Genomic DNA, 21,322 nt, shown 5'->3' with positions numbered 1-21,322 from the left:
CTTGTTGCGGCTCCCGGAAAGGTCCGTGTGCGACCGGTCGGCTAGTCGGTGATCGACTGTTGCAGGCCGGGAATGGTGAGGTTGCCGCCGAACTGGCCCGCCTGCTGCACCTTCACGTCCGTGAAGTAGATCAGCGGGATGTTGAGCGGCGGCGGGTGCTCGGGGTCGAAGGTGATCGGGATGAGGCCGAACAGCTTGCCGGAGATCCGCTCGGTGTACATCGTCGTCTCCCCGCCACGGATCGTGGACGTGGAGCCCTTGGCGGCCTCGACGTGGTACTTCTTGCCGGCCGGTCCCTCGACGATCTGGTGCAGGTCGCCGATGTCGGTGTTCTGGACGACGTACTTCAGGGCCTGCTTGGTCTTGCCGTTGGGCATCGTCAGGTTCACGACGCCCTGGTAGTCGGCGCCCTTGAGCGTCAGGGAGCTGGCCTCCAGGTTCCACGACTGGTTCGGGATCGGCGCAGGGGGCTTCTCGCCCTCTCCGGCGTCCTTCTTCTCGACCACGCACGGGAACGGCTTCTTGCCGTTCTCGTCCGGCGCCATCGGGTCCTCGGCCTGGTCCTCCCCGGCCTTGTCCGCGGCGTCCTTCGCCGCCTTCTCGGCGTCGTCCGTGACCTTGTCGGCCCCGTCCTTCGCCTTGTCGGCGCCGTCCTTCAGGCCGTCCTCGACCTTGTCGACCGTGTCCTCGACGGGCTTGGTGACCTTGTCCGTCGTGTCCTTGGCCTTGTCCTCAGGGGACTTGGGGGTCTCGGAGGACTCGGGGGTCCTGGTCCCGTCCGATTCCGACTCGGTCGGCTCCGGGCTCTCGGTCTTCTTCTCGTCGGGCGTGAAGGCGTCCTTGATGGCCTCGCCGACACCCAGCGGGTCCCAGGGGTTCTTGGTCTCGGTGGGCTCGGGGGCCGGCTCGGACTTCTTCTCGCCCGCGCCGTCGGAGGGCTTCGACGTGGGCTCGGACTTGCCGTCCGGGTCCGCCTCGTCACCCGCCTTGTCGCCCGCCTTGTCACCCGAGGAGGGCGTGGTCGACGGATCCGGCTCCTTGGCCTCGTCCTTCTTCGACCCGTCCTTCTTCGACCCGTCCTTCTTCGCCTTGTCCGCCGCGTCCTTCTCGGCCGCTTCGGGGTCCTTCTTGGCCTCGTCTTCCTTCGCCTTGTCCGCGGCGTCCTTCTCCGCGTCCTTGTCCGGCGCCGTGACGCACGGGCCGTCCTGGAAGGGGTTGTCCGGCACGCCCGGCTTGGCCTGCGCGAGCGTCGGGGTCAGGCCCATGCCCATGAGGACGGCGGTGGGCATCGCGGCGATGGCTATGGCCTTGCCCGCGGGCACCTGCAGCCGGGTGAGGAGCGGCTTCCTGGGTGCCGCGTGGCGCGGCCCGGTTCTCGCACGAGGCTCCCCCGCGGAGCTCTCGTGGTGGACCTCGTCAGCCGGCACGGTGCCTCCCGTTCGTCCCGTTTGTCGGGCTCGTTCCTGACAGATCGTCCAGCTCACCGCTCACCCCGCCCGCGGCCGCCGGAGCGGCGGGCTCGGGAGCCCCGTCGTCCACGGGGTCGCCGGACCCCGGTGCGGCTCCCTTCGCGGGCTCACCGGCAGGCCGTGCGTCCGCCCAGGAGACGCCGAGGGCGCCGCCGATCATGGCGAGCAGGAAGCCGATGACGAAGCCGCCGAAGTTGGAGACGACGAGGGAGACCAGGGCGAGCAGGATCGCCGCGACACCCGCGAAGACGCGGGAGAGCGGCTGGAACCACATGGTCAGGCCGAGCACGACCAACAGCACGCCGATGATCAGCGATCCGGCTCCGGCGGTGGTCGCCATCCGGATCGTCATCGTGCCGAGCGTGAGGTTCGCGTACGGGAAGTACATGATCGGGATGCCGCCGAGAAGTGTCAGCAGACCACCCCAGAACGGGCGCTGACCGCGCCACCCTCGGAACGATCGGCGCATCCGGCCGAGCTTGTCGCCCAGTCCCACTTGCGCTTCGGCGCTCATGTCGTACAGCTCCTCGGGAATGGCGTTGGTTCTGTGTGTCGTGCGGTGTCGGGCACGGGGACGGCTCCGCAAGTGTGCCGTCGCGCCCCCGCGCCCGGCCGTTCATCGCATCGAATGCGTACCGACCCGCGTACTCATCCGCGTACGCGGCACCAGGGCGTCAACCGCCCTAGTAGCACTCGTGCTTGCCCTTCTTGACCGACATGCCGAGGCCGGAGAGCTTGAAGGTGCCGGCGGTGGTCGCCCACGCGCGCTGCTGGACACCCTCGAAGTGCACCGACTCGGCCTGCTGAGCGAACGAGTCCGGGGCGTACTTGTCGCCCTTGGCCGGACCCGGCCCCTTGGTGGTCTGGTCGACCGAGACACCGATGTCGACGTTGTTGAAGGTCGGCTTGGCGACCTTCATGCTGTCGGCGTCGATGTAGAGCTTCTTGGCCTCGACCCGGTCGTGACCCTTGCCGCCGGCCTTGAGCACCATCGACACGTCGCCGAAGACCGGGACCGGAACGACCACGGACTGGCAGAGGTTGGTGATCTTCGCTTCTTCGATGCCGACGACGGACACCGGGTGGTTGCCCGACTTTCCGCTGTCGAGGGCGCCGTACTGGACGAACCCCGTACCGTCGAGCGTCTTGGCGGTCACCTTGAACTGCTGACCGGACACACTGAACGATGCCGCGAGCGCACCCTGGGACAGGGCCACGCCTATCGCGGCAGTCGCCGCGACGCTCGGCACCATGACTACGGCGAACCGCTTCCATCTGGTTCCGCCACGAGCCACGGATTCCATGACTTTCCTCCTTCTCGGACGTACATCTCCGGCCCTGACTGCTCCCGTTCGGGCGGTTCAGCCGGGCAGGGATGGGAGAAGTGCTACGTCCTCGGGAAGGAGAGCGCCCGCTTCGGAGGCGCACAACCGCACCACACATCACCGGCGATCACCCCCGAGCGACAACCACTGGTCGCGCCTGACGCATCACGCACAACCTCGCGGACAGGCCCTGCCGGAACCGGCAGAGACCCCCCTGTCCAAGACCGGCGACGGCGTCACCGGCCTGCTCGGTGGGGACCCAGAAACGCCGCTCCCCGATTGGCTGTCGGGCTGCGGGTTATTGGACCGAGCGTCGCCGATCGTGGTGCATTCTCGGCCCCCGCACAAGGGGGTTCGTTACTCGCTAGTAACGGGGGGATAACCGAAGCGCGACCGCGCGGTATCGGTCGAGCACGGACGGTGGCTCAATGGGCCGGAGCAGAACGGGGCATCGGCGGCCGAATGGGGTCAGAAGGACCGCGTCGTCTTACTCCAAGTAACAGCGGCCGCGTTTACCAAGTTTTGGTAAAGCGCGGCCGCTGTGACGCCTGGGGGCGAGGTTTTCACTCGGGCATCACAAGCCCCCGCGTTTAGGGACTGGTCAGCCGAGGGGTGGGTGCAGGCGTCAGAAGAGCACCCGCGCGAGCGCCGTGCGCGCCGCCGTCACCCTCGGGTCGTCCGAACCCACCACGTCGAAGAGTTCGAGCAGGCGCACCCGCGCGGCGTCCCTGTCGTCGCCCGCCGTGCGCTTGACCGCGTCGATGAGGCGCCCGAAGGCGTCCTCGACGTGGCCGCCGACCAGATCCAGGTCGGCCGCGGCGATCTGCGCCGCGACGTCCGCGGGGCGGTCGGCCGCGTCCTTGCGGACCTGCTGCGGGTCGAGGCCCTGGACGCGCTGGAGCAGTTCGGCCTGGGCGAGGCCGAGCTTGGCCTCCGTGTTGCCCGGGTCGTCGCTGAGCACGTTCTTGTACGCCTGCACCGCGCCGGCCAGATCGCCCGCGTCCAGCGCCCGCACGGCCGCTTCGAGCAGCGCGTCGTAAGGACCCGCGGGCACCTCGGCCGCCACCGGGGCCTGCTGCCCCTGCGCGTCCGGGTCGACCACCAGACCGGTCAGGCCGAAGCGCTCCTCGCCGACCTGGATCAGCTGGTCGAGCGTCTGGCGGATCTGCGCCTCGGGGGCCGCGCCCTGGAAGAGGGGCAGGGCCTGCCCGGCCACCACAGCGAAGACGGCCGGGATCCCCTGGACCCCGAACTGCTGCATCAGCATCTGGTTGGCGTCGACGTCGATCTTGGCAAGAAGGAAGCGGCCGTTGTACTCCTGCGCGAGGCGCTCGAGGAGGGGGCTCAGCTGCTTGCACGGTTCGCACCACTCGGCCCAGAAGTCGATGACGACCGGGACCTCGGCGGAACGCTGCAGGACCTCGTGCTCAAAACCCGCCTCGTCGACGTCGATGACGAGACTCGCCGGTGAGACGCCGGCCGGGGCACCACCGCCCTGCCTGGCCGCTTCGGCGCGCGCCTGCTCCGCCTTCGCCTTGGCCTCCTGGGCCGCCTTCACCGCGGCGAGGTCGACGACTCCACTCATGGACATGTTCCGTGGCTGCATGAGTACATCCTCCCCCAAGCCGTGCGGGAACCGTGCCGGTCCGCAGCCTCCGCCGGATTACGGGGCATGCGTGGGGCTCGGTTCAAGGTCCCGAGGAGGACCGGTGGTTGACGCGGGGTCCCCACCCCGCACATGTGGTTGTCTCTCGTGGCTCTCGCTCATGGGCGTAGGAGTGCGCCGTTCGCCGCGCCCATCTGCTTTCGCTACGCGTCGTAGCGTAACTGGCGCGCCCCGGACGTGGGAAGACGGCCGCGGTGATCTCGCTCACGCGGCACCCCGACCCCATCCGTACTGGCCGGTATGGTCGCGGGCATGCAGAGCCGCATCACACCTCCCGCCCGCACCGGAGGCCGCCCGCGCAGCGCGACGGCCGACGCCGCGATCCTGGAGGCGACCCGTCAGGGCCTGGTCGAACTCGGCTGGTCCAAGCTGACCCTGAGCGACGTGGCCACGCGCGCTGGCGTCGCCAAGACCACCCTGTACCGGCGCTGGGCGGGCAAGAGCGAGCTGGTCGTGGACGCGGTCGCGGAACTCTTCGACGAGCTGGAACTGCCGGACAGGGGCAGCCTCGCCGCGGACATCGAGGGCGTCGTCCTCCAGTTCGCGCTGCTGCTCGGGCGCCCCGAGACCAAGACGGCGCTGATGGCGGTGGTCGCGGAGTCGACGACGGACGCGCCGCTGCGGGAGCGGATCCGCACGTCCATCGTCGACCGCCAAAAGCGCCTGGTCCTCGCCGGACGGGCGCGGGCCCAGGAGCGCGGCGAACTCCCCGCCGAGCCGGACCCCGTCTCCGCCGCCCGCACGGCCGACCTCATCTTCGACGTGATCGCGGGAGCGGTGGTGCACCGCGCCTTGGTCAGCGCGGAACCGGTGGACACCGAATGGGCCCGCCGCTTCACCCTGCTCCTCCTGGGCGGCTTGGCGGCGGCCGCCGACGCCCCGTAAGGGCGCGCGGTCGCGTCTGCCGCCGACGGTCGCACGGCGGGTGAGGGCGCGCTTCGCTTGCTCGCGCAGTTCCCCGCGCCCCTGACGGGGCCGTGCCGACCGCAGCCCCCACCGGCCCGCGGCGAAAGGTCAGACCTGGTACCGCTCAGGAGCAAAGAGGTGCAGGTTCTCGGCGACCCAGGCGGACGTCAGCTTGAGGCCCTCCGCCAAGGAGACCTCGGGGACCCACCCGGAGAACTCGCGGGCCCGCGAGTTGTCCGACAGAAGCCGCTCCACCTCGCTGCCCGAAGGGCGAAGCCGCGCGGGGTCGACGACCACGGACGCCTCACGCCCGGACGCGACGATCAGCGCCTGAGCCAGATCGCCGATGGAGATCTCCCGTCCGACCCCCAGGTTCACCGCGTGCCCCAGCGCCCGATCGGCCACCGCGAGCGCCATGAACCCCCGCGCGGTGTCGGTGACATACGTGAAGTCGCGAGTCGGCGTCAGCGAGCCGAGCTTGATCTCCCGCGCACCGGCGTGCAGTTGGGCCAGGATCGTGGGGATCACCGCACGGGCCGACTGCCGCGGACCGTACGTGTTGAAGGGCCGCACCACCGTCACCGGCAGCTCGAACGCGTGCCAGTGGGACAGCGCCATCATGTCGGCGCCGATCTTCGAAGCCGAGTAGGGCGACTGCGGCTGGAGCGGATGCGCCTCGCTGATCGGCGCCGTGAGCGCCGTGCCGTACACCTCGCTGGTGGAGGTGTGGACGAGCCGCCGCACGGAGTGCCGCCTGCACGCCTCCGCGATGTTCTCGGTGCCGACCACGTTCGTCTGGACGTACGCGCCCGGCGAGTCGTACGAGTACGGGATGCCGATCAGCGCGGCCAGGTGGAAGACCGTGTCGCAGCCCTCGACCGCGTCCATCACGCGCCCGGCGTCCCGCACGTCGCCCGCGAGCATCTCGACCCTCGGGTCGCCGAGCAGATGGGCCAGGTGCCCCTTCTCGGCGTACGGCTTGTAATGCACGAACGCCCGGACCTTCGCGCCCGCTTCGAGCAGCAGGTCGACGAGCGTCGAGCCGATGAAGCCCTCGGCGCCGGTGACGAGGACGGTGCGGTCCTGCCAGGAGAAGTCCTGCCGGGAGAAGTCCTGCGGGGAAGAGGTGCTCATGCGTACTCCAGGTGGGGTGTGTGGTGGGTGAGTCCGAGGACCCGCTCGGCGAGCAGGTCGGCGGCGCGGGCGTGCGGCCCCGGCTCCGCGGCGCCGCTCATCGCGGCGAGCCGCGCGGGGTCCACGAGCAGCGGCCCCACGAGGTCGGCGAGGCGCTCCGCGGTCGTCTCCTCGTCGGGCAGCAGGAGCCCCGCGCCCGCGTCGGTCAGGACCCGGGCGTTGTGGGTCTGGTGGTCGCCCGGCGCGTGCGGGTAGGGCACGAGGACGGCGGGCACGCCGGTCGCGGCGAGCTCGGCGACGGTCGCCGAACCCGCGCGGCAGACGACGAGGTCGGCGGCCGCGTAGGCGAGGTCCATGCGGTCGAGGTAGGGCACGGCCCGTGCGACGCCACCGCCGCCCTCGTACGCGAGCCGGTCCCGCGCCTCGTCCAGGGCCGCGGGGCCCGTCTTGATCAGCAGATACACGTCGGGCCGCCCCTGCCAGCGCGCGGCGAGCCCGAGCGCGGCCTCCGTGAGGCGCTTGGCGCCCAGGCTGCCGCCGTTGAAGAGGACCAGGCGCCGCCCTTCGGGCACGCCGAGCGCCCGCCGCGCCTCGGCCCGCAGCGCGGTCCTGTCCAGGGCGGCGAGCGGCGCCGCGATGGGCATGCCCGTGGTGAACGCGCGCTCGCCGCCGGGCAGATGGGCGCGGCTGCGGTCGAAGGCGACCGCGATGTTCGGGGTGAGGCGGGCCGCGAACCGGTTGGCGCGGCCCGGCACGGCGTTGGACTCGTGGATCAGGCTCGGCAGGCCCGCCATGCGGGCGCCGACGATGACGGGGGCGCTCGGGTAGCCGCCCATGCCGACGGCGACCTGCGCGCCCTGCTCGCGCAGGATGGTCCGGCACTGGGCGCCCGACTTCACCAGCGCGGCGGGCAGCAGGTAGCGGCGGGCGCCGAGCGAGGGGTCGAAGGGGATCATGTCGACGGTGTGCAGGCGGTAGCCGGCGTCCGGTATCAGCCGGGTCTCCAGGCCGCGCTCCGTGCCGACGAAGGAGATCACCGCGTCCGGCACGGCCCGGCGCAGCGCGTCGGCGAGGGCGAGGCCCGGATAGATGTGGCCGCCGGTGCCGCCCGCACCGATCACGACGGAGAGACGGGAGCGGCCCGGACGATCCGCGGGACCGGAGTGAGAGGTTCGCATGGCAATGGAGCATTACGAGAGGGTCTAAGAGGGTTTTAAGAAGCACGTTTGGCACCGTGGGGGCATGAGCTTCACGAGCGCGCCCGGCAAGGGCGCCCCACCGGGCGGCGCGGAACCGGCGCCCCACAAGATCCTCGTCGTCGACGACGACCCCGAGGTGCGCGCCGCGGTGGAGGACGCCCTCACGATCGAGGGCCACCGGGTCCGCGGCGCGGCCGACGGCCACCGCGCGCTCCTCGCGGTCGCCCGCTGGCAGCCCGACCTGCTCGTCCTCGACGTCCTGATGCCGGTCATGGACGGCCTCGCCGTCTGCCGCCAGCTGCGCGCGGCGGGCGATCGCACCCCGGTCCTCGTGCTCACCGCCCTGGACTCGGTGAGCGAGCGCGTCGACGGCCTCGACGCGGGCGCCGACGACTACCTGGTCAAGCCGTTCGCCCTCGACGAGCTGGTGGCCCGCGTCCGGGCGCTGCTTCGCCGCGTGACGCCCGAGCAGCCCGAACGCGACGACGACGCCCTCTCGTACGGCGATCTGGTCCTTGACCCGGTCAGCCGCACCGGCCGCCGGGGCGGGCGCGCCGTGGAGTTCAGCCGCACCGAGGCCGCCCTCCTCGAACTGCTCCTGCGCAACGCGGGCCAGGTCCTGCCGCGCGACCTCATCCAGCGCACGGTCTGGGGCCGCGACTTCGGCCCGGACTCCAACTCCCTCGCGGTGTACGTCGGTTACCTGCGCCGCAAACTGGAGTCGGGCGGCGAGGCTCGCCTGGTGCACACCGTGCACGGCGTCGGCTACCGGCTCGGCACCCCGTGAGCGCCCGGCGCAGGCTCGGCGCGCGCTGGCAGCGCCGCAGGCCGCTGCGCACCCGACTGGCGCTGATGGCGGCCGCCGCCGTCGCACTGGTGGCGATCGGGGTGTGCGCCGCCGCGTTCTTCGTGATCCGCTACAAGCTCTACCAGCAACTCGACCAGAACCTCGCGCAGTCCGCCGGGCTCATCGCCCAGCAGCACCGCATCGAGGGGCCCGGCGTCGTGACGGGCGAGTGCCGCTTCCTGGGCGCCCCCGCCTGCTCGCAGATCGTCCCCGAGGACTCCGCGGACGACCCGTCGAAGCCGTACCTGCTGCCCGTGACGCAGCCGACCCGCCGCGTCGCCGCCGGTCAACAGGCCCCGTACTACTCGAACTTCACCCTCCCCGGCGGTAAGCCGGGGCGGATGTACACCACCACGTTCGGCAAGGACGGCGAGGCCGTCCAGGTCGCCCTGCGCGCCGACATCGCCGAACGCGGCGTCAGCCAGGCCGCGTCCCTGCTCGCCGCCGTGGGCGGCGCCGGAGTGCTGCTCTCCGGACTCGGCGGCTACTGGGTCTCGCGCACCGGCCTCGCACCGATCACCCGCCTCACCGCCACCGCCGAACGCATCGCGGCCACCCGCGACGCCCGCCACCGCATCGAACTGCCCCCCGGCCCGCCGGGACGCGAAGGCCACCAGGACGAAGTCACCCGCCTGGCCGCCACGTTCAACACCATGCTCGCCGAACTGGAGGAGTCCGTCGCGGCCCGCCGCCGCCTGGTCGCCGACGCCTCGCACGAGCTGCGCACGCCGCTCACCGCACTGCGTACGAACGCCGAACTCCTCGCCAAGGCCGAGCGCCTGACGGATGCTCAGCGCGACCGGGCGTCCGGCGCGCTCGGCCGCCAACTGCGCGAAGTCACCGGGCTCGTCAACGACTTGATCGAACTGGCCAGGGAGGAGGAGCCTCAGCCCCTCCTGGAGGAAGTGCGGCTCGCTCCCCTGGTCGCCCACGGGGTCGACGCCGCCCGCGGCCACTGGCCCGCCGTCCCCTTCGGCCTCCAGGTCGCACCGGAGGCGGCGGACCTCAGCGTCCCCGGCGTACCGGCGCGCCTGTCACGGCTGCTCACCAACCTGCTCGACAACGCCGCCAAGTTCAGCCCGCCCGGCGCCCCCGTCGAGGTCGCGCTGACCCCCACGTCCCTGACCGTGCGCGACCACGGCCCCGGCATCGCCGAGGAGGACCTGCCCTACGTCTTCGACCGCTTCTACCGCGCCGAGAAGGCCCGCGCCCTGCCGGGATCGGGCCTCGGCCTCGCGATGGCACGCCAGATCGCGCACGCGCACGGCGCGGAGCTGACGGCGGAACGGGCCCCGGGCGGCGGCGCGCTGTTCCGTCTGACCCTGCCCGCTTCTTCTTGACCCCGCTGACTGCTACTTCTTCTTGACCCAGGCGCAGCTGCCCAGCGTGGCCTTGCCCTTGTCGACGAACCGGTCGGCCTCACGCGCGACGAGCACCCGCGTCCTGCCGCCCTTGCACACGACCGTACGGTCCCCGTGCCCGGCCAGATCGACCAGGATCTGGTCCCAGTGCCGGTACTGCACGTCATGGCCGGAGTCGGCGTACGTCCGCACCTTCGCCTTGCCCGGCAGCGCCTCCTGCCACGTCTTCAGCGTCGACGGCGGCACGGTGGTGTCCTTCTTGCCGCCGTAGAGGTAGACGGGGGCGTCCAGCTTCGACAGGTCGGGCCCGGGGCGCTGGCAGTACAGCTTCTGCTCGTGCACCTGCGGCGCCGGGTCGGCCTGCTGGCCGCGCTGGTTGTAGGTGCGCGCTCCCTCCTCGTACGCGGTGTCGGCGAAGCCGGGAATCGACTTCACCGGGCTGTCGTCGGGGAAGGCCCACCACTTGCGCGGGTCCTTGATCTGGTCCTTGACGGCGGCGGCGAGCGCGTCGTCGGACAGGCCGCAGTAGGCCGGCTTGTCACCGTAGGGCGGCAAGGCGGCCGCGAGGTGGAGCTGCGAGATCCGGCCGGGGGCCCGCGCGGCGAGCTCGGCGGCGTAGGGGCCGCCACCGGAGATCGCGATCACCGAGACGTCGTCGACGCCGATCTTGTCGAGGACCTCGATGGCGTCCTTCGCGAAGTCGGCCTTGCCCAGCTTCTTGTCGTAGTCGGTGTCGCCGAAGCCGTTGCGCTCCACGGAGATGAGCCGCAGGCCCAGGTCCTCGCGCGTCGAACGGAAGAAGTCCGTCATGTGCGACGCACGGGCGCTGGTGCCGGTGCCGCCGATGAACAGCACGGGCTTGCCGTCCTTCTCACCGGTGTCCGAGTAGTGCGCCGTGCGCCCGTCGGAGAGCTTGGCCGCCCGCACCGCGGGGCCGAGCGAATCGAACTCGTCCTGAACCTTCGGCTCGGGCGGCGGGCTCGCACTGACTTCACCGGAGCCGCCGACGAGCAGCGCACCGAGAACGGTGCAGGTGGCGGCGCCTATCGCGAAGGCGGCGGTGCGGGCGTGACCGTTCGAGCTCAAGGGTGACTCCAGGGGCAGGACAGGCTGACCGGCCGCGCCTGCCCTGGCCCCTGGGCCTTAAACCTATGAATTCACGCCAGCCATCTGGATGAGGGACGATCGCCCCGGTTTGTCCTCATCTGCGGGGCAGTGGGGGCTGGGCGCGCAGTTCCCCGCGCCCCTGAAGGGGCTCCCCGCCGGCCCGCAGTCGATCGAAAGGGCTAGAAGCCCGGCGGCTCCACGTAGACGCCCCACTCGTCCCGGAGGACTCCGCAGATCTCTCCGAGCGTCGCCTCGGCCCGCACCGCGTCCAGCATGGGCGCGATCATGTTCGAGCCCTCGCGGGCCGCGGCCAGCATCCGGTCCAGCGAGGCACGGACCTTCGCGTCGTCCCGCCGCCCCTTGCGCTCCGCGAGCTCGCTGACCTGGTCCCGCTCCACCTCGTGGGAGACCCGCAGGATCTCCAGGTCACCGGTGACGGAGCCGTGGTGGACGTTCACGCCCACGACCCGCTTGTCGCCCTTCTCCAGGGACTGCTGGTACTGGAAGGCGGACTCGGCGATCTCGCCGGTGAACCAGCCGTCCTCGATGCCCCGCAGGATGCCCGAGGTGATCGGCCCGATGGGGTGCTGCCCGTCCGGATGGGCCCTGCGCCCCCGCTCCTTGATCTGCTCGAAGACCTTCTCCGCGTCGGCCTCGATGCGGTCGGTGAGCTGCTCGACGTACCAGGAACCGCCCAGCGGGTCGGCGACGTTGGCGACGCCGGTCTCCTCCATGAGCACCTGCTGCGTACGCAGCGCGATCTCCGCGGCCTGCTCGCTCGGCAGGGCGAGGGTCTCGTCGAGGGCGTTGGTGTGCAGGGAGTTGGTGCCGCCGAGGACCGCGGAGAGCGCCTCGACCGCCGTGCGCACGACGTTGTTGTACGGCTGCTGCGCGGTGAGCGAGACACCGGCCGTCTGCGTGTGGAAGCGCAGCCACTGCGCCTTGTCGGTCCGCGCGCCGTAGACGTCGCGCAGCCACCGCGCCCAGATGCGGCGCGCGGCGCGGAACTTGGCGATCTCCTCGAAGAAGTCGAGGTGCGCGTCGAAGAAGAAGGAGAGCCCCGGCGCGAAGACGTCGACGTCGAGGCCGCGCGAGAGACCCAGCTCCACGTACCCGAAGCCGTCGGCGAGGGTGTACGCGAGCTCCTGCGCGGCCGTCGCCCCGGCCTCGCGGATGTGGTAGCCGGAGACCGAGAGCGGCTTGTACGCGGGGATGTCGCGCGCGCAGTGCTCCATCAGGTCGCCGATGAGGCGCAGGTGCGGCTCGGGCTGGAAGAGCCACTCCTTCTGCGCGATGTACTCCTTGAAGATGTCGGTCTGCAGCGTGCCGTTGAGGACGCCGGGGTCGACGCCCTGGCGCTCGGCGGCGACGAGGTACATGCAGAAGACCGGCACGGCGGGCCCGCTGATCGTCATGGACGTCGTCACGTCGCCGAGCGGGATGTCCTTGAAGAGGACCTCCATGTCGGCGGCGGAGTCGATGGCGACGCCGCAGTGCCCGACCTCGCCGAGCGAGCGCGGGTCGTCGGAGTCGCGGCCCATCAGGGTCGGCATGTCGAAGGCGACGGAGAGCCCGCCGCCGCCGTTGGCCAGGATCATCTTGTAGCGCTCGTTCGTCTGCTCGGCGTTGCCGAAGCCCGCGAACTGGCGGATGGTCCAGGTCCTGCCCCGGTACCCGGTGGGGTAGAGCCCGCGCGTGAAGGGGTACTCCCCGGGCCAGCCGATCCGCTCGAAGCCGTCGTACGAGTCGCCGGGGCGGGGCCCGTAAACGGGCTCGACCGGGTCGCCGGAGAGCGTGGTGAAGTCCGCGTCGCGCTTGCGGGCCTTGTCGTAACGGGCCTGCCAGCGGAGGCGGCCTTCCTCGATCGCGTCAGCGTCCATGCCTTCGAATTTACTAGGACGTCCTAGTAAATGTCGATGCCAAACCGCCACGGACCTGTCCGTGGCGGTGGGGTTACGCCTTGGCGGTGACCGGGGAGCCGTCGGTGATCAGCGGCTCGACGTCGCGGACGACGTTGCGCTCGACGAAGAACGCGGCCGTCGGGATCGTGCCGGAGACGAGCACCCACAGGAGCTTGCCGAACGGCCACTTCGCCTTGGAGCCCAGGTCGAAGGCGAAGATCAGGTAGATGATGTAGAGCACGCCGTGGACCTGGGAGACGACGAGCGTCAGGCCCTCGCCCTTGTCGAAGCCGTACTTGGCCACCATGCAGGCGCACAGGATGAGGAGCATGACGGCGGTGACGTAAGCCATCACCCGGTAGCGGGTCAGCACGCTGGATTTCATGGCTACGAGCGTAACCGTCCGCATCGCGCGATCTTCGCCGCCCCCGCCCCGGGCCGAACCGGCGGCGCTACTTCTCCTCGAAGTCCTCCGCCGCCACCCGCAAGGGCCTCAGCATCGCGAAGATCTCCCCGCACTCCTCCGCGTCGTACACCCCGAGCCCGAAGTCCATCGCCATCAGTTCGCGCGTCGCCGACTCGACGACCTCGCGGCCCTTCTCCGTGATGGAGGCGAGCGTGCCGCGGCCGTCGTTCGGGTTGGGGCGCTTGTCGACGAGGCCGGACTTCACGAGCCGGTCCACCGTGTTGGTGACCGACGTCGGGTGGACCATGAGCCGCTCGCCGATCTTCGACATCGGCAACTCCCCGGCCTGCGAGAACGTGAGCAGGACCAGCGCCTCGTACCGCGCGAAGGTGAGTCCGTACGGCTTGACGACCGCGTCGACCTCGGCGAGCAGGATCTGGTGCGCGCGCATGATCGAGGTGATCGCGCCCATCGCCGGGACCGAACCCCAGCGCTGCTTCCAGAGCTCGTCGGCGCGGGCGATGGGATCGAAGGGGAGGCTGAGCGGCTTCGGCACGGAATCGACCTTACCCGTCGGTCACATGGTGGTCAGCCCCGTCTCGCAATTCGGGCGCATGTTCCCGTGCGGCAGGCACGGGACGGGGCGCGGTGCGCCGCACCTCGGCCACCAGGAGCAGACAGCAGAGCGTACCGAGCACACCCGCGGCGGCGACCACCGTGCTCACCGCGAAGAACTCGGCCGCCAGGCCCGCGAGCGCCATCCCCGCGCCCTGGACGGTCATGAGGCCCGCCGTGTGCACGGTCATCGCGCGGCCGCGCAGTTCGTCGGGGACCGCGTCGACGAACCAGCGGTCGAGGCCCAGGGTGTACGCCGATCCGGCGCCCGCGACGACCAGTGCGGCGACGGCCCAGACGAGGCCGGGGGTGAGCGCGTACACGGCGAGCGGGAGCAGGGTGAGCGCGGCGAGGGGCAGGACGACGCGGGCGCGCGCGGCGGCGGACAGCGCGGAGCCCACGTACAGCTCGGCGGCGATGGTGCCCACCGGCAGGGCGCACATCAGCAGGCCGACGCCCGCGACGCCGATGCCGATCTCGTCCGCGTAGGGGGCGGCGAGCACTTCGGGGGCGACCATGAACAGGGGCGGCGCCCAGAAGAGCAGGAGCAGGGCGCGGACGCGGCGGTCGGCGAGCACCTGCCGGGTGCCGCCGAGCGAGTACCGCACCAGCGTCCCGCCGCCCCGGCCCTCGCGCGCGGGCCGCCGCTTCGTGCCGCAGCGCAGGAGGAGTGCGGAGAGGGCGAAGGTGGCGACGGTGATGACGAGCGCGCCGCGCGGCGGGACGAAGGTGAGGAGGACGCCGCCGAGGCCGAAACCGACGAGGACGGAACTCTGCGAGACGATCCGCAGCAGGGAGCGGCCGAGGACGAAGAGGTCGCCGTCGCCGAGGACGTCGGTGAGGGTGGTCATGCGGGTGCCGTTGAAGACGGGGGCGACGAGGGCGTTGACGGCGCGCAGCGCGAGGAGCACGGCGACGGGGGTCGCGGGCAGTGCCATGAGGGCGGCGCAGGCCGCGCAGAGCAGGTCGCAGACGACGAGGACCCGGCGTGGCGGGTACCGGTCGGCGATCCCGGACAGGAGCGTCCCGCCGACGAGGTAGGGGAGCATCCCGAGCGCGAAGGTGAGGGCGCTCAGGAGCGGTGATCCGGTGAGCCGGTAGACGAGCACGGTCAGGGCGATCTCGCTGACGACGACGCCGAGCAGGGAGAAGGCGTGCGCGGCGAAGACGGTGCGGAACTCGCGTACGGCGAAGACACGGGTGTACCCGGTGGGCTCTGCTGGCATGGCCGCAGCCTCACGCGCGGGGCGGCGGGCGGCCTAGAGTTTCGGGCTGGGGCGAATCTTCGGCATCCGGTGAGTCGACATCCGGGCAGTCGGCATCCGGACAGTGGGCATCCGGGCAGTCGGCATCCGGACAGTGGGCATCCGGTTCAGGGGGGCGACATGCCGTTCCACATCCACTTCGGGCAGGACGATCTGCTGCGCTGCCGGTTCGCGGTGTCGCCGCTGTGGGAGACGCAGGAGGCGGTGCGGACGCTCAAGCGGCGCGACCGGCACGGCTACCACCCGCACTGGCTGCGCCGCATCCGGGCGGCGAGCCGGGAGCTCGACCTCAGCGGCCTGTGGCTGCTCATGCCGCAGCGCGGGCACTCCCCCGACTTCCTCGGGCCGCCGCCGATCGGGCCCGCCGCCCGTTTCGAGGAGGAGATCGCGGGTGTCCGCGCGTCCGACCCCGGGGCGGCGAGGGAGGATCTGGCGCGGGCGCTCGCCTGTACGCCGGGGGCCGCGGAGTCGGCAAGGGGGCGGGCGCTGCTGGCCGATCCCGCGGGGGCGGTGCGGGAGCTGGCGGATGCCCTGGAGGCCGCCTGGCACGCGTTGATCGAGCCGGACTGGCCGCGTCTGCGGGCGCTCCTGGAGGCGGATGTCGCCTTCCACTCGCGGCGGCTCGCGGAGGTCGGGCTCGGCGGGCTGCTCCCCGAGCTCGACCGGCGGCTGTCGTGGGACGCGGGCACGCTGACCGTGGAGTGGCACGAGGAGCACGTGCGGCATCTGGCGGGGCAGGGCCTGGTCCTGATCCCGAGCGTCTTCTCGTGGCCCGACGTGATCAGCGGGTTCGATCCGCCGTGGCAGCCGACGCTCGCCTATCCGGTGCGGGGCATCGCGGGGCTGTGGGCGGAGCCGTCGGAGCGTACGCCCGCGGCGCTCGTGCGGCTGCTCGGCCGGGGGCGCGCCACGGTGCTTGCCGCGCTCGACGCGCCCGCCACCACGTCGACGCTCGCGCACCGGCTGGGGCTCGCGCCGTCGACCGTGTCGGCGCACCTGGGGGCGCTGCGGGGCGCCGGGCTCCTGGTGTCGCGGCGGTACGGGCACCAGGTGCTCTACGAGTGCACGCCCCTGGGCATCGCGCTCGTCACCGGGGGCGGTGTGGCACAAGGGCGGGATTAGTCCTTTATGTAACGATTGCGGGGCTGACCGGCCGTCACTTTCGCGGTCACCGTCGTCAGCGTCGTCGCCGACGCCCAAGGGGTCCTGATGCACCGGCTGCTCCGCACCTGCACGGCACTCGCCGCCCTGACCGCCCTCGGGCTCGCGGCGGGCTGCTCATCGGGCTCCGGGTCAGGGCCGCAGGAGGCGTCCGCCGTGCGCGGCCCCGCCACCGACGGCACCCCGGCGCCCGGCGGCGCCTTCTGGGTCGATCCGGACAGCGCCGCCGCCCGCCAGGTCAAGCAGTGGCAGGAGCAGGGCCGCGACCGGGACGCCGAGGTGCTCAAGCGGATCTCCGAGCAGCCGGTGGCGGTCTGGCCCGCCGGGGACGACCCGGCGCCCGACATCAAGGAGGCGACGGGGGGCGCGGCGGCCGAAGGGCGCACGGCGGTGCTCGTCGCCTACAACATTCCGCACCGCGACTGCGGCCAGCACTCGGCGGGCGGCGCGGGCAGCGCCGACTACTACCGGACCTGGGTGGACTCCTTCGCCGACGCGATCGGCACCGCGCCCGCCCTGGTCGTCCTCGAACCGGACGCGGTCCCGCACATCGTGGACGGCTGCACCCCCGCCGAGTACCACGCCGACCGCTTCGCGCTGCTCTCCGACGCCATCCAGCGGCTCAAGCGGCAGCCGAAGACGAAGGTCTATCTGGACGCGGGCAACCCCGGCTGGATCTCCGACGCGCGCAAGCTCACCGAGCCGCTCCAGAAGGCGGGCATCGCGCGGGCCGACGGGTTCTCGCTGAACGTCTCCAACTTCCAGGACGACGAGACGACGAAGGCGTACGGCCGGACGCTCTCGGCCACCGTCGGCGGCAAGCACTTCGTGATGGACACCAGCCGCAACGGCAAGGGGCCCCTGGTGGGCGACCGCCAGGACGCCTGGTGCAACCCGCCGGGGCGGGGTCTTGGCACCCCGCCCACCGACCACACCGGCGATCCGCTCCTCGACGCCGTCCTGTGGATCAAGCGCCCCGGCGACTCGGACGGGCCGTGCCGGGGCGGCCCCGCGGCGGGGCAGTGGTGGCCGGACTACGCGCTGGGGCTCGCCAGGAACGCGAAGCCGACCCCGTAAGGGGCGCGGGGACCTGCGCGATCAGCCACGACGCCCCCCCCCCCCCCCCCCCCCCCCCCCGCTCCCCACCTCGACTCACTTCACATGAATCCACTTCGCCTCGGACGAAACCCCGTCCTTGTCCGTGACGAACAGCATGTACCAGCCGGGCGGCACGAGCGCCGCGTCGTCCCTCGGCACGTCCACGGTCACCGCGCCCTTGCCCTTGCCGACGTCGAGGGCGATCGAGCGCTGTTCCACGTCCGTCGTGTGCGTCACCGCGCTCGGGCGCATCAGCCGGGCCGACGCGATGTTCTCGGGGTGGTCGGTGCGGAACGTCGCCCTACCGTCCGCAGGGAGCTGCTCGGGACCCTCGCCGAGGACCGGGCGGTCCTTCCCGCCCCGGTGCAACGCGGGCGGCGTGAAGATCTCCATGCGCTGCTCGAAGTGGCCGAGCTTGGTGTTCTGTTCGTTGTCGTAGAGCGGGTCGGAGCCGAACGTGGCGACCCGTCCGTCGGGCAGCAGCAGCGCCTCGGAGTGGTAGTTGCGGCCCACCTTGGGTGACGCGGCCTCGCGGAAGGCGTTGGTCCTGGGGTCGTAGAACTGCGCCTTGAGGATGTTGCTCCCGCTGCGGCCCCGGTAGTCCGCGGAGCCGTTGGACGTGAACACCGAGTCGTCCGGCATGAGCACGCTGTTCAAGTACCGGGTGCCCTGCGGGAGTTCGGGTCCCGTCTTGAAGGACGGGTTGTCCTCCTTGAGGTCGATGACCGCCGTGCGGCGCGTCGCCTTCTCCGACTCGCCGACCCCGCCGCCGCCCATGATCATCACCTTCTGATCCTGCGCGGGCGGCAGCAGCACGGACGCCGAGGTCTCGGTCTGGTCGAGGTCCTCGAGACCGGGGACCTTCTCGAACTCGTTCGTCTCCAGGTCCCACAGGCCCGGCTCCCTGCCCTTGTCGGCGGGGCCGTAGCCCGCGTTCGACGCCGGGTAGAAGAGCTTTCCGCCCTTGGTGAGGAAGAGCGCGGGGTAGGTCGGGAAGTACCGCTTGGGGCCGTCCGACCACTGCTTCGTCTTCGGGTCGTAGATCTCGTTGTCGCCCGGGTCGATGACGCCCACGTCGTCGAGTCCGGAGACCGCGAGCACCTTGCCGTCCTCCAGACCCACCAGCGTGGGGTACCAGCGGGCCTTGTCCATCGGGTCCACCGGGATGTACTTCTCGGCCTTCGGGTCGAACTCGTACGCCGCCTTGATCCCCTGGAAGTCCTGCTTCTCCATGTCGATCTTCTCGGCGATGCCGTACGCGTTGTCCGCGTCCTCGCCCGCGAGGCCCTCGATCTCGTACTGCGCCGACTTCTCCGTCACCGCCTGCCTGCCCGGCTCCTTCGCCTCGACGAAGACCCGCACCTCGCTCGCCTTGACCTTCGTCTTCCAGGGCTGCATCACCCCGGCCTTGGAGTACGAGATCTCGAAGTCCCGCTTCGCCTTGGGGACTTCGACGTCGAACTTGCTGACGTACTCAACGCCGGAAGGCGAACGGAACGTGGTGCCCTTCTTGATGCTCACCGTCTTGTCCGGGCTCTCGTTCTTCACCCGCATGCCGCCGCCCGCGCGCTCCACCTCGCCGTCGAGCAGCTCGTAGCGGGCGGTGCCGCCCGCCACCAGGAGGCGCCCGTCGGGGAGTTGGGCGTGTCCGGAGCAGAAGAAGTCCTCCGGCGTGTCGATCTTCTTGAACGTGTCGTTCTTCGGGTCCCACAGGATCGTGTCGAACGATCCCGCGTCGAACTTCTTCTGCTCGTTGCCCGAGCCCGCCACGATCAGGACCTTGCCGGTGTGCAGGAGCGCCGCGTGGATGGCGTTGGTGCGGTACTCCTCCGGAATGCCGACCTGTTTCCACGACCCGTACTTCTTCTTGTAGCCGGGCTGGGCGATCTTGTACTCGTAGTACTGCTCCTCGGCGAAGGAGAGCGCGGCGGGGGCGTTCAGTCCGACGAGCAGCGCGCCCGCGCCGACTCCGATGAGCGTCTTCTTGGTGCGCTTCGAGGGCCGGTAGGCCATGGGTCAGTTCCCTCCTGTCGTCGTGCCGGTGGCGAACGCCGGCTCCGGCTCGCCCTCCGCTTCGGCTTCCGGTGCGGCGGCCCGCCGCACCGCCTCCTTGCGCGCCCTGCGCTCCTTGACCGTGGTGCAGCCCCAGATCGTCACCGGGGCGAGGGAGATGACCATCGCGAGCACCGCCCACGTGCGCATCGCCACGTGGGTGTGGCCGAGCACGAAGGAGGCGACGAGCGAACTGACGAGCACGGCCGCCCAGAACAGGTGGATGCGGAACGTCAGCAGGCGGTCCGGGCTGGCGTCGCCGCCCTTGGGCGTGACCACGAAGCGGCTCGGGCGGCGCACGAAGGCGGCGCCGAGGGACTTGGCGTAGATGGGCGCGGAGAGCGCCGACATCCCCATGCCCGCGAGGCCGCCGGATCCCTCCGGCTCGTGCGGGGACACGTTGTGGCGGCGGTTCCACAGGTACAGGCCGATCTGGAGAGCCGCCGCGTCGCTGTAGAGCATGAGCCAGACGGAGGCGGCGACCTGCGTCCCGCTCGCCCCGAACCACAGGAACAGCACGCAACTGAGCACGCCGAGCAGCCAGTTGACCGCCGTCATCGGGTAGTACACGAGCATCAGCGTGTACGAGAACAGGCGCCCGGGCGGCATCGTGAACGGTGCCTTCCAGTACTGCTTGAACAGCGTCTCGTACGTCCCTCTGGACCAGCGCATCTGCTGCGTGAAGAAGTCCGTCCAGGACGCCGGGCCCTCCCCGACGGCCAGCACGTCCGGCGTGTACACCGAGCGCCAGTGCCGCTTGGTGAGCGGGTTGCGGCGCCGGTGCAGCTCGAAGCCGGTCGCCATGTCCTCGGTGATCGAGTCGTACAGGCCGCCGATCTGGGTCAGCGCGCTGATGCGTACGACGTTGTTCGTGCCGACGAACATGGGGGCGCGGTAGCGGTTGCCCGCGCGCTGGATCAGCGCGTGGAAGAGGAACTGCTGGGACTCGGCGGCCTTGGTGACGGCGGTCGTGTAGTTCCCGTAGACCTGCGGTCCCACGACGAACGCGATGTCCGGATCCCGGAAGTAACCCATCATCCGCTCCAGGAAGTTGGGGAGCGGGACGTGGTCCGTGTCGACCGAGGCGAAGAACTCGTAGTCGGCGTGGTGCATGGCGAGCCACGCGTTGTAGTTGCCGTGCTTGGTGCGGGTCTTGTGCGGGCCCTTCTTGCGGTTCCACTCCGGTACGCCGTGGCGGGTGAAGTGGTGCACGCCGAGCTCTTCGCACAGGGCCTTGGCCCCGGGGTCGTCGCCCTCGTCCAGGAGCCATACGTCCAGGGGGCCCGTGTGGTGGATCCGGACGGCGCCCTCCAGGGTGGCGCGGACCATGGAGAGGGGTTCCTTGCCGGGGACGTAGGTGGTGAGGAAGGCGACGCGGGTGCCTTCTTCGGGGACGACGGGGATCGGGTCCCTCGCCACCATCGTCGCGTGGGCGATCGACACGACGTTCACGAGCATGAAGAGCTCGATGAGTCCGATCGCCACGAGCATCGTGATGTCCAGGCCGATCAGCCAGCGGTCGCCGCCCTCGCGTTCGGTCCAGTGGGTGGGCCAGACGAGGTAGACGAGGAGCAGGCCGGTGAGTACGGGGGCCAGTGTCATCAGGAGCACGGCGCGTATTCGGTGCGGCTCGCGGGAGAGGAGCTTGCTGTACTGGACCCGATAGCCGCTGCCGTCCTTGGCTTCGCCGGCGGCGGGCTCGGTGAGCGGGCCGGCGAGCGTGCTGTGGGTGTCGTAGTCGAAGCCCTCCGGCTGCGGCACAGCGCCCTCCAGGTTCTGGTGATCGATGGTGATCGAACAAACCGATACC

The 21,322-nt window shown here is 71.1% G+C and carries 18 protein-coding genes; 5 read left to right on the top strand and 13 right to left on the bottom strand.

Going from position 1 to position 21,322, the window contains the following annotated elements; translation table 11 throughout:
• Positions 1 to 41: 41 nt before the first annotated feature.
• The 4 genes from KY5_RS28190 to KY5_RS28170 all read right to left on the bottom strand — a co-directional run bounded on the left by KY5_RS28190 (position 42) and on the right by KY5_RS28170 (position 4,400).
• Positions 42 to 1,427, bottom strand: a complete 1,386-nt coding sequence (locus KY5_RS28190; protein ID WP_098244852.1) for a hypothetical protein — start codon at positions 1,425 to 1,427, stop codon at positions 42 to 44.
• The gene (locus KY5_RS28185; RefSeq protein WP_098244851.1) at positions 1,417 to 1,983 is read right to left on the bottom strand and encodes a DUF6114 domain-containing protein; all 567 of its coding nucleotides are present in this window, start codon (positions 1,981 to 1,983) and stop codon (positions 1,417 to 1,419) included. Before KY5_RS28185 ends, KY5_RS28190 begins: the two co-directional genes overlap by 11 nt.
• A gap of 169 nt (positions 1,984 to 2,152) precedes the next feature.
• Positions 2,153 to 2,773 (bottom strand): DUF6230 family protein, encoded by a 621-nt coding sequence (locus KY5_RS28180; RefSeq protein WP_098244850.1) that lies wholly within the window; start codon positions 2,771 to 2,773, stop codon positions 2,153 to 2,155.
• Between the two features lie 646 nt (positions 2,774 to 3,419).
• On the bottom strand, positions 3,420 to 4,400 hold the full coding sequence (locus KY5_RS28170) for a tetratricopeptide repeat protein (protein WP_098244849.1): 981 nt from the start codon (positions 4,398 to 4,400) through the stop codon (positions 3,420 to 3,422).
• A 312-nt stretch (positions 4,401 to 4,712) separates the two neighbouring features.
• On the opposite strand from KY5_RS28170, the gene KY5_RS28165 reads away from it, so the two are divergent.
• The gene (locus tag KY5_RS28165) at positions 4,713 to 5,345 is read left to right on the top strand and encodes a TetR/AcrR family transcriptional regulator (RefSeq protein ID WP_098247522.1); all 633 of its coding nucleotides are present in this window, start codon (positions 4,713 to 4,715) and stop codon (positions 5,343 to 5,345) included.
• Between the two features lie 129 nt (positions 5,346 to 5,474).
• Here KY5_RS28165 and KY5_RS28160 read toward each other — a convergent pair whose 3' ends face one another.
• Both KY5_RS28160 and KY5_RS28155 read right to left on the bottom strand, forming a co-directional pair.
• The gene (locus KY5_RS28160; RefSeq protein ID WP_098244848.1) at positions 5,475 to 6,500 is read right to left on the bottom strand and encodes a GDP-mannose 4,6-dehydratase; all 1,026 of its coding nucleotides are present in this window, start codon (positions 6,498 to 6,500) and stop codon (positions 5,475 to 5,477) included.
• A complete protein-coding gene (locus KY5_RS28155) occupies positions 6,497 to 7,678 on the bottom strand; it encodes a UDP-N-acetylglucosamine--N-acetylmuramyl-(pentapeptide) pyrophosphoryl-undecaprenol N-acetylglucosamine transferase (RefSeq protein WP_098244847.1) in 1,182 nt (393 codons plus the stop codon). The genes KY5_RS28160 and KY5_RS28155 overlap by 4 nt, the downstream gene beginning before the upstream one ends.
• A gap of 64 nt (positions 7,679 to 7,742) precedes the next feature.
• Here KY5_RS28155 and KY5_RS28150 point away from each other — a divergent pair, with 64 nt between their 5' ends.
• Both KY5_RS28150 and KY5_RS28145 read left to right on the top strand, forming a co-directional pair.
• Positions 7,743 to 8,486 carry a response regulator transcription factor gene (locus KY5_RS28150; RefSeq protein WP_098244846.1) on the top strand — a complete coding sequence of 248 codons (744 nt, stop codon included), beginning with the start codon at positions 7,743 to 7,745 and terminating at the stop codon, positions 8,484 to 8,486.
• A complete protein-coding gene (locus KY5_RS28145) occupies positions 8,483 to 9,886 on the top strand; it encodes a sensor histidine kinase (protein WP_098244845.1) in 1,404 nt (467 codons plus the stop codon). Before KY5_RS28150 ends, KY5_RS28145 begins: the two co-directional genes overlap by 4 nt.
• A 12-nt stretch (positions 9,887 to 9,898) precedes the next feature.
• Here the strand turns inward: KY5_RS28145 and KY5_RS28140 are convergent, their stop codons facing one another.
• From KY5_RS28140 to KY5_RS28120, 5 genes are all read right to left on the bottom strand, one after another.
• Positions 9,899 to 10,993, bottom strand: coding sequence for an alpha/beta fold hydrolase (locus tag KY5_RS28140; protein WP_324964922.1), 1,095 nt, complete (start codon positions 10,991 to 10,993; stop codon positions 9,899 to 9,901).
• A gap of 200 nt (positions 10,994 to 11,193) precedes the next feature.
• Positions 11,194 to 12,894, bottom strand: a complete 1,701-nt coding sequence (locus KY5_RS28135) for an acyl-CoA mutase large subunit family protein (RefSeq protein WP_098244843.1) — start codon at positions 12,892 to 12,894, stop codon at positions 11,194 to 11,196.
• Positions 12,895 to 12,967: 73 nt separating this feature from the next.
• Positions 12,968 to 13,300 (bottom strand): DUF3817 domain-containing protein, encoded by a 333-nt coding sequence (locus tag KY5_RS28130; RefSeq protein WP_098244842.1) that lies wholly within the window; start codon positions 13,298 to 13,300, stop codon positions 12,968 to 12,970.
• A 67-nt stretch (positions 13,301 to 13,367) separates the two neighbouring features.
• Positions 13,368 to 13,877, bottom strand: a complete 510-nt coding sequence (locus tag KY5_RS28125; protein WP_055556497.1) for a MarR family winged helix-turn-helix transcriptional regulator — start codon at positions 13,875 to 13,877, stop codon at positions 13,368 to 13,370.
• A 10-nt stretch (positions 13,878 to 13,887) separates the two neighbouring features.
• On the bottom strand, positions 13,888 to 15,162 hold the full coding sequence (locus tag KY5_RS28120; RefSeq protein ID WP_098244841.1) for an MFS transporter: 1,275 nt from the start codon (positions 15,160 to 15,162) through the stop codon (positions 13,888 to 13,890).
• Positions 15,163 to 15,321: 159 nt separating this feature from the next.
• On the opposite strand from KY5_RS28120, the gene KY5_RS28115 reads away from it, so the two are divergent.
• Both KY5_RS28115 and KY5_RS28110 read left to right on the top strand, forming a co-directional pair.
• Entirely contained in the window at positions 15,322 to 16,323 is a 1,002-nt protein-coding gene (locus KY5_RS28115) for an ArsR/SmtB family transcription factor (protein ID WP_098244840.1), read from the top strand.
• An 87-nt stretch (positions 16,324 to 16,410) separates the two neighbouring features.
• On the top strand, positions 16,411 to 17,439 hold the full coding sequence (locus KY5_RS28110; protein WP_098244839.1) for a glycoside hydrolase family 6 protein: 1,029 nt from the start codon (positions 16,411 to 16,413) through the stop codon (positions 17,437 to 17,439).
• A gap of 75 nt (positions 17,440 to 17,514) precedes the next feature.
• On the opposite strand, the gene KY5_RS28105 is transcribed toward KY5_RS28110, so the two are convergent.
• Together KY5_RS28105 and KY5_RS28100 are read right to left on the bottom strand one after the other, a co-directional pair.
• Positions 17,515 to 19,473, bottom strand: coding sequence for a kelch motif-containing protein (locus KY5_RS28105; RefSeq protein WP_098244838.1), 1,959 nt, complete (start codon positions 19,471 to 19,473; stop codon positions 17,515 to 17,517).
• 3 nt (positions 19,474 to 19,476) lie between these two features.
• On the bottom strand, positions 19,477 to 21,306 hold the full coding sequence (locus tag KY5_RS28100) for a glycosyltransferase family 2 protein (RefSeq protein WP_418952881.1): 1,830 nt from the start codon (positions 21,304 to 21,306) through the stop codon (positions 19,477 to 19,479).
• Between the last annotated feature and the right edge of the window lie 16 nt (positions 21,307 to 21,322).

The sequence above is a fragment of the Streptomyces formicae genome, from assembly GCF_002556545.1.
Taxonomy (GTDB): domain Bacteria; phylum Actinomycetota; class Actinomycetes; order Streptomycetales; family Streptomycetaceae; genus Streptomyces; species Streptomyces formicae_A.
The sequence above is the reverse complement of the archived record's forward strand: the minus strand, read 5'-3'. Positions and strand labels throughout refer to the sequence as shown.